The sequence below is a fragment of the Streptomyces sp. NPDC014676 genome, from assembly GCF_043084105.1.
Lineage (GTDB): Bacteria > Actinomycetota > Actinomycetes > Streptomycetales > Streptomycetaceae > Streptomyces.
On the sequence record NZ_JBIBZI010000006.1, the window covers coordinates 101,030 to 113,998 of the forward strand.

Here is a 12,969-nt window from a genome sequence, read left to right on the forward strand (position 1 = left end):
CCCTGTTTTCCCTCTGCTTCCACATGTGGCGGCGAGCATACAGACGAATGCAAAACTTATGCTTCACAAGCGTATACATGCTCACCATCGTGAACCTTGTTGACTCAGTTCACAGTATCTGTTCTTATTGACCCCGCGAACGAGCGACCGTCGGCAGGCGGCGGTGGCCGCGTCGGGAGGGACACAGTCATGGGCATGAAGAGCAAGATCGCGCTGGGTGCCGTCGTGGGGATCGTCGTCATCGGTGCCGCCTCGGCGAACTCCGGGGACTCGGACGGCGGTTCCGGCGACAAGGGCACCTCGGCGTCCGCGGAGCAGCAGTCCGGTGGCACGAAGCCGGACGGCGCGTCGGACGCGAAGCCCGCCGAGGACAAGGGCACCGAGAAGGCGTCCCAGGCCGAGCAGTTCAAGGCGTTCGTGCAGAAGAACGGGACACCGCAGGAGAAGGACGCCGCCTCGCACATCACCAAGGTCCAGGGCGCGGACGAGCAGAACGACATCCTCGACGCCGCCGACGTCTACACCGACTTCACCGGCGGGATCATGGGCGAGGGCACGGGCCCCGCCAAGCTCATCGCCTCCGCGTTCGCCGACTGGAAGCAGAGCGACAACGGTCTCGTCACCGTGTACGACGCCGACGGCGAGATCATCGGCAACGGCAGCTTCTAGGACTTCCGGGGGAATCCACCATGCGTCGCACCACACTCGCTGCCCTCTGCCTGGCCGCCGTGGCCACCGTCGGCCTCACCGGCTGCGGCGAGGACAAGGCGAACACCGGCACATCACACGATTCGGCCGGACAGAAGACCGCGGAGAAGGGGAAGAGTTCCCAGGAACCGAAAGAGGAGCCCTTCGCCGGACTGACCGGCGGCGAGATCGCCGAGAAGGCCTTCGAGGCCACCACCGGGGCCTCGTCCCTGCGGATGACGGGCGAGGTCCCCGACGACAGCACCGGCGGCACCATCCACGTCGACCTGGCCCTGAACAAGCGGGGCGAGTGCGCCGGCACGATGGGACTGGACGGCCAGGGCGAGGCCGAACTGATCAAGACCGGCGACACCGTCTACATGAAGTACGACGAGAAGTTCCTGCGGGCCCAGAGCAAGGACGAACCCGAGGGGGACGTGGACGCGGCCGTGGCGCTGCTGGCCGGCAAGTGGATGAAGACGTCCGCCGAGGGCCCCGACGCCGGGGACCTCACGGGCTTCTGCGACCTCGACGAGGTCCTCGGCGGCGCAAAGGACGGCGACGCGGAGGCGACGCGCGGCAAGGCGACGACGATCGACGGCACGCCCGCGATCACGCTGGAGGCGCAGGACGGCGACGACCGCTTCACGCTGTACGTCGCCACCGAGGGCGAGCCCTACCTGCTGCGGCTCGACAGCACGTCCCCCACCGATCCGGGCTCCCTCTCCTTCAGCGACTACGACGAGCCGGTCCCCGTGGAGAAGCCCGCCGGTGAGGTCCTGGACATCGACTCCCTGAGCTGACCCGCCCGGCGGATCAGCCGCCGCACTGCTGGAGCATCATGCGCTTGTCGGCCGGCGTCACCGGCATCTCGTACTCGACGGCGACCTGGGCGAAGCGGACCGCGTACGCGCAGCGGACCCGCTTGTCGGGCGGCAGCCAGGTCGCGGGCCCTGAATCGCCCTTGGCCGAGTTGGCGCGGCCCTCGACCGGGATCAGGTTGAGCGGGTCGTTGGCGAGCTGCTCGCGCTTGCTCTCCGACCAGCGCGACGAACCCATCTGCCAGCTGTAGGACAGCGGCACCACGTGGTCGATCTGGACCTCGGCGGCCTCCTGCTTGCGCCACTCGATGGTCGTGCCGGTGTACGGGTCGGCCAGGGTCATGGCGACCACCACACAGTCGGACCCGGAGCGGAAACGCAGGTCCTGGCCGTCACGTCGCAGCAGGTCGTTGCGGGTGTCGCAGCCGTTCCTCGCGAGCGGCACTCCGTCCGCCGTGTCCATCCAGGCGTAGCCGAACTCGTCCCGGTCGTAGCCCGTCTTCGGTCCGCGGCCCTTGGTCGTCACCTTCGTGATGAGGTCGACGGCCTCGGCCCGGTCCGGCTCGCCGGTCACGGGCGCGAGGCCCGGTCCGGTGCCCTCGGGGTTGTCCAGCGGGCTGACGGCGCGCCCGCTCTCGTCGCCGGCCGGGGGTCCCGCGTCCTGGACTCCCTCGCAGCCGGCGAGGAGGGCCACCGCGGCGATCACCGCCGGGCCCGCGCTCCGGGCCCGTATGCCCCGTCCCTTGTTCCGCGTCACTGCGCCCCTCCTTCGCTCATCGGACTTCTGCCCTGACAGGGGCGGATCGTGCCGGGTCTCACCGTAACGAGTGAGAGGTCCAGACCAATCCGACCTCACGCGGGCATTCGCCGCAAAGCGCGCGTATCGTCGGTCCTGAGTCCCCTCCGGAAGGAGCTCCCGCATGGGCATCCTCGACAAGTTCAAGAGCAACAAGGCGGCACGCGACAAGGCCAAGCACGCCTCGGACGCCGCGGAACGGAAGATGAACGAGAGGACCGGCGGCAAGTACGAGCAGCAGATCGACACCGGGCAGCAGCAGGCCGAACGCCGGCTCGGCATGGACCGCGACCGTCCCGACCAGCCGTAAGGCCGCGCGCACCCGTCGGGGCCGTCCACGGCGACCTCACGCCGTGGACGGCTTCCCGTGTGCGGGTCAGGAGCCCAGGACCGACGTCAGGAACTCCCCGACCCAGCCCAGCAGGTCCCGCCCGACCAGCGGCTTGCCGCCCACCTTCGCGGTCTTCGGGCGCGGGACCAGCACCTGGTGCGCGGTCGCCTTGATGACCGTGCCGGGGTACAGGCGCTTCAGGCGCAGCTCCTGGGACTCGCGCAACTCCACCGGCGCGAAGCGGACGTTGTTGCCCTGGAGCACGATCTCGCCGACACCGCACGCGCGGGCCAGCATCCGCAGGCCCGCCACCAGCAGCAGATTCTCCACCGGCTCCGGCAGCTTGCCGTAGCGGTCGACGAGTTCCTCGCGCACGGCCTTGATGTCGTCCTCGCTGTTGGCGGAGGCGATCGCCCGGTACGCCTGGAGGCGCAGCCGCTCGCCGGGCGCGTAGTCGTGCGGGACGTGCGCGTCGACGGGCAGCTCGATCTTCACCTCGAGCGGCGGCTCCTCCTCGATCCCGCCGGCCTCCAGCTGACGCCGGTAGTCCGCGACCGCCTCACCGACCATCCGCACGTACAGGTCGAAGCCGACGCCCGCGATGTGCCCGGACTGCTCGCCGCCGAGCAGGTTTCCGGCGCCGCGGATCTCCAGGTCCTTCATCGCCACGTACATGCCCGCGCCCATCTCGGTGTGCTGGGCGATCGTCGCGAGCCGCTCGTGCGCGGTCTCCGTGAGCGGCTTCTCCGGCGGGTACAGGAAGTAGGCGTACCCGCGCTCCCGTCCCCGCCCCACCCGGCCGCGCAGCTGGTGGAGCTGGCTGAGACCGAAGTTGTCGCCGCGCTCGACGATCAGGGTGTTGGCGTTGGAGATGTCGATGCCGGACTCGACGATCGTCGTCGACACCAGCACGTCGAACTTCTTCTCCCAGAAGTCGACGACGACCTGCTCCAGCGCCGTCTCCGACATCTGGCCGTGGGCGGTGGCGATGCGCGCCTCGGGCACGATCTCGCGCAGCCGGGCCGCCGCGCGGTCGATGGACTCGACCCGGTTGTGGATGTAGAAGACCTGGCCCTCGCGCAGCAGTTCGCGGCGGATCGCGGCGCCGATCTGCTTCTGCTCGTACGGGCCGACGAAGGTGAGCACCGGGTGCCGCTCCTCCGGCGGGGTGGTGATCGTCGACATCTCGCGGATGCCGGTGACCGCCATCTCCAGGGTGCGCGGGATCGGCGTGGCGGACATGGTCAGCACGTCGACGTTGGCGCGCAGCTTCTTCAGCTGCTCCTTGTGCTCGACGCCGAAGCGTTGCTCCTCGTCGACGATGACCAGGCCCAGGTCCTTGAACTTGGTCTCGGACGAGAACAGGCGGTGGGTGCCGATGACGACGTCCACCGATCCCTCGCGCAGGCCCTCCAGCGTCGCCTTCGCCTCCGTGTCGGTCTGGAAGCGGGACAGCGCCTTCACGACCACCGGGAACTGCGCGTACCGCTCGCTGAACGTCCCGAAGTGCTGCTGCACCAGCAGCGTGGTCGGCACGAGCACGGCGACCTGCTTGCCGTCCTGCACGGCCTTGAACGCGGCCCGCACCGCGATCTCCGTCTTGCCGTAGCCGACGTCGCCGCAGATCAGGCGGTCCATGGGGACCGACTTCTCCATGTCCTCCTTGACCTCGGCGATGGTGGTGAGCTGGTCGGGCGTCTCCGCGTAGGGGAAGGCGTCCTCCAGCTCGCGCTGCCACGGCGTGTCGGGCCCGAAGGTGTGCCCGGGGGCCGCCATGCGCGCGCTGTACAGCTTGATGAGGTCGGCGGCGATCTCCTTGACCGCCTTCTTGGCGCGCGCCTTGGTCTTGGTCCAGTCGGCGCCGCCCAGGCGGTGCAGGGTGGGGGCCTCGCCGCCGACGTACTTGGTGATCTGCTCCAGCTGGTCGGTGGGGATGTACAGCCGGTCGCCGGGCTGGCCGCGCTTGGCGGGGGCGTACTCCACGACCAGGTACTCGCGGGTGGCGCCCTGCACGGTGCGCTGCACCATCTCGATGTAGCGGCCCACGCCGTGCTGCTCGTGGACGATGTGGTCGCCCGCCTCCAGGGTGAGCGGGTCGATGGTCTTGCGGCGCCGGGCCGGCATCCGGGCGCCCTCGCGGCCGGAGGCCTTCTGGCCGGTCAGGTCGGTCTCGGTGAGCACGGCGAGCCTGAGCGCCGGGTCGACGAAGCCGTGGTCGATGCAGCCGCAGGCGACGTGCACGACGGACGGGGTGATCTCGCCGAGGTCCGCGTCGAGGCGGGCGGCGATGCCCTCGCCGCCGAGCACCTCGACCGTGCGGGCGGCCGGGCCGTGGCCCTCGGTGACGAACACCGTGCGCCAGCCGTCGGCGAGCCAGCCCTTGGTGTCGGCGAGGGCTCTGGCGGTGTCGCCGCGGTAGGTCTCCGGGGCGTGCATGCCGAGCTTGAGGGTGTCCGAGGCGCCCGCCGCGTCAGCGGCAGACGTCAGCGCCTCGTCGGCGGCGAACGGCGACACCGACCACCACATCATGTCCAGCTCACGCGCCCGGTCACGGACGTCCGCGATGGACCACAGGGAGGCCGCGCCGACGTCGATGGGCGCCTCACCGCCGCCGGCGGTGGCCGCCCAGGACGCCTGGAGGAACTCCTGGCTCGTGGCCACCAGGTCGGCGGCCCGGGTCCGCACCCGCTCCGGGTCGCAGACGACGGCCATGGCGCCCTTGGGCAGCACGTCCAGCAGCAGTTCCATGTCGTCGACGAGGACGGGCGCCAGGGACTCCATGCCCTCCACCGCGATCCCCTCGGCGATCTTCCCGAGCAGCTCGCCCAGCTCCGGGTGCTGTTCGGCGAGCACCCGCGCCCGCTCGCGTACGTCGTCCGTGAGCAGCAGCTCGCGGCAGGGCGGGGCCCACAGGCCGTGCTCGGCGACCTCCAGGGAGCGCTGGTCGGCGACCTTGAAGTAGCGGATCTCCTCGACGTCGTCGCCCCAGAACTCCACCCGCAGGGGGTGTTCCTCGGTGGGCGGGAACACGTCGAGGATGCCGCCCCGTACGGCGAACTCGCCGCGCTTCTCCACCAGTTCCACGCGCGCGTACGCGGCGGCGGCCAGGGCTTCGACGGCCTCGTTCAGGTCGGCGCTCTCACCGGTCCGCAGGGAGACCGGCTCCAGGTCGCCCAGGCCCTTGACCTGTGGCTGGAGCACGGAACGCACGGGCGCGACGACGACGGAGACCGGGCCGGTCTCGGGGTCGTCGGGGCGGGGGTGGGCCAGGCGGCGCAGTACGGCGAGGCGGCGGCCGACGGTGTCGCTGCGGGGGCTGAGCCGCTCGTGCGGCAGCGTCTCCCAGGACGGGTACTCCACGACCCCCTCGGGCGGGAGCAGGGAGCGCAGGGCCGCGGCCAGGTCCTCCGCCTCGCGTCCGGTGGCCGTCACCGCCAGTACGGGGCGGCCGGTGTCGCGGGCCAGGGCGGCGACGGTGAAGGGGCGGGCCGCGGGCGGGCCGACCAGGTCGACGTGCATGCGGTTGCCGTCCGTGGCGGCCGCGATCGCTTCCGCGAGAGCGGTGTCCTTGACTACGGCGTCGAGCAGACCGTGCAGGCTCATTCGGGGCGCTTTCCGTCCGGGGGTGTGCAACACGTCGGGCCCGACACGCGTTGCGGGCCGGGGTTGTCCAGCGTACGTCGCTGGACGGCCCCGGCGCCCGGGCTGTGGACAACGTCCACCCACCGGAGGGCGGTGCCGGTGCCCGGCTCCCGGAGGGCTCCCGTCCCTGGAGCCCCGTTCGGCCCTGGACGGGTTTCGCCCCTGAACGCCGGCCGGGCCGAACGGAACAACCCGGCGCCGGGAAGTCCCCGAGGACTTCCCGGCGCCGGGTGTTTCCCCCGCAACCCCCGTATGCGGTGGCTAATCGGTGGCGATGGCGTTCAGGACGTTCATGCGGCCCGCCCGGAAGGCCGGGACCAGGGCGGCGAACAGGCCCACGAAGGCCGAGCCGATGAACACGCCGATGATCGTCGGCCACGGGATGTCGAGGACCTTCAGGCCCTCCAGGGCGAGCAGCTGCTGCGCGGTCGCGCCCCAGCCCATGCCCAGTCCGAGGCCCAGCAGGGCACCGAAGAGGGCGATCACGACCGACTCCATGCGGATCATGCGGCGCAACTGCCGGCGCGAGAGGCCGATGGCCCGCATCAGGCCGATCTCCCGGGTCCGCTCGACGACCGACAGGGCGAGGGTGTTCACCACACCGAGGATCGCCACGACGATCGCCAGGGCCAGCAGACCGTAGATCATGTTCAGCAGCTGGCCGATCTGGTCCTTCAGCGCCTCCTTGTAGTCGGTCTGGTCGCGCACCGTGTACTGCGGGTAGTCGTGCAGCGCGTCCTTCAGCGACGTGTACGCGGCGTCGGTCCGCCCGTCCTTCGCCGAGGCGAAGAGCAGCGTGTCCAGCGGCATCTTCTCGGCCGGCACGTACGTGGCGAGGGTGTCGATGGACGTGTACATCGCGCCCGCGTCGATGACACCCTCACTGCTGGTGATGGCCCGGACCGTCAGCGTGCCCGTCTCGCCGTCCTTGAACGCGATCTCGATCTTCGAGCCGATCTTGATGCCGTGGTCCTTCGCGAAGTCCTCGTGGACGGACATCGAGTCGGGCCGGTAGGCGTCGCCGAGCTTGCCGGCGACCGTCTCGACCCGCAGGTCGGTCGCGTACGTCGGGTCGGCCGCCGTGATCGCCGTGTCCTTCAGCGTCTTGCCGTCGGGCGTGGTGAAGTCGGCCTCGGTCCACTTGTACTCGGTGACCCGGTCCACCCCGGGTGACTTCTTCACGGCCTCGACGGCCTGCGGGGTGATCAACTGGCCGGTGTCGGACTGGATGATGAAGTCCGTGCCGACGGCCTTGTCGAGCTCCTCGGTGGCCGAGGCGACCATGGAGGAGCCGACCACGGACAGGCACGCCACCAGCGCCAGACCGATCATCAGCGCGGCGCCCGTCGCGCCGGTGCGGCGCGGGTTGCGCAGGGCGTTGCGCTCGGCCATGCGGCCCACCGGGCCGAAGGCCCGCAGCAGGACCGCGCCGAGGACCCGCACCACACCGCTCGCCAGCACCGGTCCGACGACGACGAAGCCGATCAGGGACAGCACCACGCCCAGGCCCAGCCACATCGAGCCGTCCGTCGCCTTGTCCGCGCTGCCCGCCAGGTACAGGGCGAAGCCGCCGGCGCCGGTGAGGACCAGGCCGATCCCGCCGCGTATCCAGCCGGCCCTGGCGTCCGCCGGGGTGCCGGCGTCGCGCAGCGCGGCCATCGGGGATATCTTCCCGGCCCGCCGGGCGGGCAGGTAGGCGGCGAGCACGGTGACGACGACGCCGAGGAGCAGTCCGAGCGCCGGGGTCGTCCAGGCCACCGTGAGGTCGTCCGTGGACAGCTCCATGCCCATCATGCCCATGAGCTTCATCAGCCCGACGGCGAGTCCGACGCCCGCGCCGACCCCGAGGACCGAACCGAGGACGCCGAGCAGCAGCGCCTCGACCAGCACCGAACGGTTGACCTGCCTGCGGGACGAGCCGATCGCCCGCATCAGGCCGATCTCCCGGGTGCGCTGGGCGACCAGCATGGAGAAGGTGTTGATGATCAGGAAGATGCCGACGAGGAAGGCGATCCCGGCGAAGCCGAGCATCGCGTACTTCATGACGTTCATGAACTCGCCGACGCTCTCCTGGTTGGCCTCGGCGGTCTCCTCTGCGGTCTGCACCTTGTAGTCGCCGCCGAGTTCGGCCGCGACGTTCTTCTTCAGCCGCGCGTCGCTGACGCCGGACGCGGCGGTCACGTTGACGTTGGTGTAGACGCCGCTCTCGCCGACCAGGGCCTGCTGCGCGGTCTTCGTGTCCAGGTAGAAGATCGCCGCGCCGGGGTTGGTGACCGTGAAGTCGGCGATGCCCGAGACCTTCGCGGTGAGCGTGCCGACCACGCTGATCACGCCGATCTCGTCGCCGAGCCTCAGGTCGTGCTTGTCGGCGGTGTCGGCGTCGACCATGATCTGGTCCGCGCCCTCGGGCGCCGCACCCTCGGTGATCTCCATGGTGCGGGCGTCGTTGCCGTTCCAGCTGCCGACGATGGTCGGACCGCCGCTGGTCGGCGAGAGGCTGTCCTTGTCGGCGTCGACGACGGTCACCGAGGTGGAGAACACCGTGCCCTCGGCCGACTTCACGCCGTCCGCGCCCTTGACCTCGTCGAGCACGGAGGCCGGTATCACCGGCGGCCTGCCGTTGTCCGCGGTCGTCTCACCGCTGTCGGAGGCACCCTTGGCGCTCACCGTGACGTCCGAGGAGGTGGCCGCGAACAGCTTGTCGAACGTCGTGTTCATGGTGTCCGTGAACACCAGCGTGCCGCACACGAACGCCACCGACAGCAGCACCGCCACCGCGGACAGCGCCATCCGCCCCTTGTGCGCGAAGAAGTTGCGCATGGAGGTCTTCAGGACGGTCATGACGTACGCCCCCGGGCGTCGAAGTCCTTCATGCGGTCCAGGACCTGATCGGCCGTCGGCTGGTGCATCTCGTCGACGATGCGGCCGTCGGCGAGGTACAGCACCCGGTCCGCGTAGGAGGCGGCCACCGGGTCGTGGGTGACCATCACGATGGTCTGCCCCAGCTCGTCCACCGAGCGGCGCAGGAAGCCGAGCACCTCGGCGCCGGCGCGGGAGTCGAGGTTCCCGGTCGGCTCGTCACCGAAGATGATCTCCGGCCGGGCCGCCAGCGCCCGCGCCACCGCGACCCGCTGCTGCTGACCGCCGGAGAGCTGCGTCGGCCGGTGCTTGAGCCGCTCCGCGAGCCCGACGGTCTCCACCACCCGGTCCAGCCATCCCTGGTCGGGCTTGCGGCCGGCGATGTCCATGGGCAGCGTGATGTTCTCGATCGCGTTCAGCGTCGGCAGCAGGTTGAACGCCTGGAAGATGAACCCGATCCGGTCCCGGCGCAGCCGCGTGAGCTTCTTGTCCTTCAGGCCGGTGATCTCTGTCTCGTCCAGGTAGATCTGCCCGGACGTCACGGTGTCGAGCCCGGCGAGGCAGTGCATCAGCGTGGACTTGCCGGACCCCGAAGGGCCCATGATCGCGGTGAACCGACCGCGGGCGATGTCCACGTCGACGTGGTCGAGGGCGACGACCCGGGTCTCACCCGACCCGTACGCCTTCACGACCTGCCGCGCCCGCGCGGCAACGGCCGTACGCCCTCCAGTACCCCCGTGCCTGGGAATGGTCACAGCCGATGTCACGGTAAGTCTCCTATATCGGTCAGCAGATGAAAGCGGTGCTCCGGCGCCCGCCCGTCGTACCCCGGCGGCCGCTTCGTGCGTGTTCGTGCGACGTGATTCAGTCTGGCGGCCGGCAGGGGCCTCGCGCCCTGGTGTTCAGCGCAGTCTTGTCCTGGGGAAAACCCCACCCCCGCCGGTGTGGTGCGCCGCCCCCCAGCGGCGTAAAGCCAGGTTAAGGACGGCCCCCGCCCCGTCTCGTCCTCCGGCGGTACGAACCCTCCCCGACCCGTAGTACGGAGGTACCCCTAAGGGCTCTCCTCCGGCGGGCGGACACCGCCTCAGGGTCGGCTCCACCCTCAGGCCCATACAGGCTCCGCCCTCCCGCGACGTGAGCGTCGAGTGCGAAGCTGTGCGACAGCGGACAGGTGCAAGGGACAATCAACCGCGAGGGAGGCACTCCGGGTGGACGGCACCAGACCGGTGACACACGACAGCGGGCGAACCGCCGCGACCGGCCGGCGCGGAGCCGTCGTCGCCGCGCTGATGCTCGCGATGGCCCTGGCGGCACTCGACTCCACCATCGTGTCCACCGCCGTCCCCCAGATCGTCGGCGACCTGGGCGGCTTCTCCTACTTCTCCTGGCTCTTCTCCGGCTACCTGCTGGCCGTCACGGTCACCCTCCCCGTCTACGGCAAGCTCTCCGACACCTTCGGCCGCAAACCGGTCCTCGTCGCGGGCGCCGCACTGTTCCTGCTGGGCTCACTGCTGTGCGCCGCCGCCTGGAACATGGCCGCGCTCGTCGCGTTCCGCGTCGTACAGGGCCTGGGCGGCGGCGCACTCCAGGGCACGGTGCAGACCCTCGCCGCCGACCTGTACCCACTGGAGGAACGCCCGAAGATCCAGGCCCGCCTCTCCACCGTGTGGGCCCTCTCCGCGGTGGCCGGCCCCGGCATCGGCGGACTGCTCGCCTCCTACGCCGACTGGCGCTGGATCTTCCTCGTCAACCTGCCCGTCGGGGCGGTGGCGTTGTGGCTGATCGTCCGTCACCTCCACGAACCGCGACGGGAGAACGGCCGCCACGCGCGCGTGGACCGGGCGGGCGCGGTCGCGATCTTCGCCTGCGGGGGCGTCCTGCTCACCGCGCTCGTGCAGGGCGGGGTCGCCTGGCCGTGGCTGTCCGCCCCGTCGCTCGCCCTGTTCGCGGCGGGAGCCGCCCTCCTGGCGGTCGTGGTCGTGGTGGAACACCGCGCGGCGGAGCCGATCATCCCCGGCTGGGTGTGGCGCCGCCGTACGATCGCCGCCGTCAACCTGGCCCTCGGTGCCCTGGGCCTGCTGATGGTGGCCCCCACCGTCTTCCTGCCCACCTACGCCCAGTCCGTCCTCGGCCTCACCCCCGTGGCCGCCGGATTCGTCCTCTCCGTATGGACGCTGACCTGGCCGGCGTCGGCCGCCCTCAGCCAGCACGTGTACCGCCGCATCGGCTTCCGCGACACCGCGATGCTCGGCATCGGCACGGCCGCGCTCGTCCTCTTCGCGTTCCCCTTCCTGCCCTACCCCGGCCGGGCATGGCAGCCGACCCTGCTGATGCTGCTGCTGGGCGCGGCCCTCGGCCTGTTCCAGCTCCCCCTGATCATCGGGGTGCAGTCGTCGGTGAAGTGGGAGGAACGCGGTACGGCGACCGGATCGGTCCTCTTCTGCCGGCAGACCGGCCAGACCGTCGGCGCGGCCCTCTTCGGCGCGGTCGCCAACAGCGTCCTGGCCGCACGCCTGGGCGGCGCGAGCGACCTGGACTCCGTCACCCGCGCCCTGGACGCCGGCACCGTCCCCGAGGCGACCCGCCGGGCCGTCGCGGACGCCGTGCACGCGGTCTACCTCGGCGCGGCGTGCGCGGCGGCACTGGCGTTCCTGGTCCTGCTGCTCCTCGCACCCCGCACGTTCCCGGCGCTCAAGGACTGAGAACGCCCCCTCCCGCACCCACCACGCGGAAGGCCCCGGAGCCGGTTCACTCCACCGCCCGGCCCGTCAGCGCGCTGAGGCCGGCGCACACCTGGTCCAGCTGCGCCTGTACCTCCTCCCGCCTCCCGGCGTGCTCGCGCAGCACCCGCTCGGTCTCCCGCGCGACGCCCTCCGCGCGGACACGCGCCCCGGCGAGCAGCTCCGCCGCCCGCTCCCGGGCCTCCTCCGCGCGGTGCCGCGCCGACTCCTCCGCGTCGGCGAAGACCTGCCGCGCCTCGGCCAGCACACGCTCGGCGCGCTCCTCCGCCTCGGCGTGCCGGGCCTCCAGAGCGGCCACCCGCGCCCCCTCCTCACGCTCCACCGCGGCCAGCCGTTCCGCCTGCTCCCCGGCCGCCTCGGCGAGCATCGCCGAGGTGCGCTCCCGCATCTCCCGCAGCACCACCAGCGTCTGCGCACGCCGCTCCTTCACCTCCAGCCGGGCCTCGGTCCGGATCCGGTCGGCCTCCGCGCGGGCCGCCAGCAGCACCTCCCCGGCCTGCTCGTCGGCCCCGGCGCGTACGGTCTCGGCGTGCGCCCGCGCGGCCTCCCGCACGCCGGCCGCGTCGTCCTCCGCCAGGTCCGTCACATCCCGCGCGTACTGCCGCGCCGACTCCCGCACGGCCTCCGCCTCCTCCCCGGCCAGCCCGAACAACCGCCGCGCGCTCTCCCCCAGCGACTCGTACGTCTGCGGCGCCAGCCCCGCCACCCGCACCCGCAGCAGCTCCAGCTCCTCCTCCATCTCCCGGGCGAGGACGGTGAGCCGCGCGGCCCGCTCCCAGGCCGCGTCACGATCGTCCGAGAGGGCCTCGACGTACGCGATCACCTGCAAAGGACGGTAACCGCGCCCCCGTACGACCTCGAAGCCCTGCGACGACACCGATGCGCTGCTCACCCTGGAACCCCTCTCCACCGACGGACACGAAGCCCAGCACGAAAGACCGAGCACGAAATGGGATGAATCGCGCACATCTTGGTGGATGACACGGAAGTGTTCATAACGCGACACTCCGCGAGGAGGGCACGCAAAAGCCGGGCCCGGTCGTCCTGACGACCGGGCCCGGCTCCTCGCCTCACACGGGGTTCACCCGTGAC

The 12,969-nt window shown here is 71.2% G+C and carries 9 protein-coding genes; 4 read left to right on the plus strand and 5 right to left on the minus strand.

The features are described from left to right. Nucleotides 1-189: 189 nt before the first annotated feature. Entirely contained in the window at nucleotides 190-669 is a 480-nt protein-coding gene (locus ACF1DX_RS18500; protein ID WP_391792223.1) for a hypothetical protein, read from the plus strand. A 20-nt stretch (nucleotides 670-689) separates the two neighbouring features. Further along, a complete protein-coding gene (locus tag ACF1DX_RS18505; RefSeq protein WP_391792224.1) occupies nucleotides 690-1,490 on the plus strand; it encodes a hypothetical protein in 801 nt (266 codons plus the stop codon). 13 nt (nucleotides 1,491-1,503) lie between these two features. Here ACF1DX_RS18505 and ACF1DX_RS18510 read toward each other — a convergent pair whose 3' ends face one another. Continuing rightward, on the minus strand, nucleotides 1,504-2,265 hold the full coding sequence (locus ACF1DX_RS18510; protein ID WP_391792225.1) for an HNH endonuclease family protein: 762 nt from the start codon (nucleotides 2,263-2,265) through the stop codon (nucleotides 1,504-1,506). A gap of 163 nt (nucleotides 2,266-2,428) precedes the next feature. Here ACF1DX_RS18510 and ACF1DX_RS18515 point away from each other — a divergent pair, with 163 nt between their 5' ends. Beyond that, a complete protein-coding gene (locus ACF1DX_RS18515; RefSeq protein WP_391792226.1) occupies nucleotides 2,429-2,614 on the plus strand; it encodes an antitoxin in 186 nt (61 codons plus the stop codon). Nucleotides 2,615-2,680: 66 nt separating this feature from the next. Here ACF1DX_RS18515 and mfd read toward each other — a convergent pair whose 3' ends face one another. The 3 genes from mfd to ACF1DX_RS18530 form a co-directional block, all read right to left on the minus strand. Continuing rightward, nucleotides 2,681-6,238 carry a transcription-repair coupling factor gene (gene mfd, locus ACF1DX_RS18520; protein WP_391792227.1) on the minus strand — a complete coding sequence of 1,186 codons (3,558 nt, stop codon included), beginning with the start codon at nucleotides 6,236-6,238 and terminating at the stop codon, nucleotides 2,681-2,683. Nucleotides 6,239-6,538: 300 nt separating this feature from the next. Next, the gene (locus tag ACF1DX_RS18525) at nucleotides 6,539-9,118 is read right to left on the minus strand and encodes an ABC transporter permease (RefSeq protein WP_391792228.1); all 2,580 of its coding nucleotides are present in this window, start codon (nucleotides 9,116-9,118) and stop codon (nucleotides 6,539-6,541) included. After that, on the minus strand, nucleotides 9,115-9,903 hold the full coding sequence (locus ACF1DX_RS18530) for an ABC transporter ATP-binding protein (RefSeq protein WP_391792229.1): 789 nt from the start codon (nucleotides 9,901-9,903) through the stop codon (nucleotides 9,115-9,117). The genes ACF1DX_RS18525 and ACF1DX_RS18530 overlap by 4 nt, the downstream gene beginning before the upstream one ends. 441 nt (nucleotides 9,904-10,344) lie before the next feature. Between ACF1DX_RS18530 and ACF1DX_RS18535 the strand changes: the two genes are divergently transcribed. Beyond that, nucleotides 10,345-11,838 (plus strand): MFS transporter, encoded by a 1,494-nt coding sequence (locus tag ACF1DX_RS18535; RefSeq protein ID WP_391792230.1) that lies wholly within the window; start codon nucleotides 10,345-10,347, stop codon nucleotides 11,836-11,838. A gap of 46 nt (nucleotides 11,839-11,884) precedes the next feature. On the opposite strand, the gene ACF1DX_RS18540 is transcribed toward ACF1DX_RS18535, so the two are convergent. Further along, on the minus strand, nucleotides 11,885-12,769 hold the full coding sequence (locus ACF1DX_RS18540; protein WP_391792231.1) for a cellulose-binding protein: 885 nt from the start codon (nucleotides 12,767-12,769) through the stop codon (nucleotides 11,885-11,887). Nucleotides 12,770-12,969: the final 200 nt, after the last annotated feature.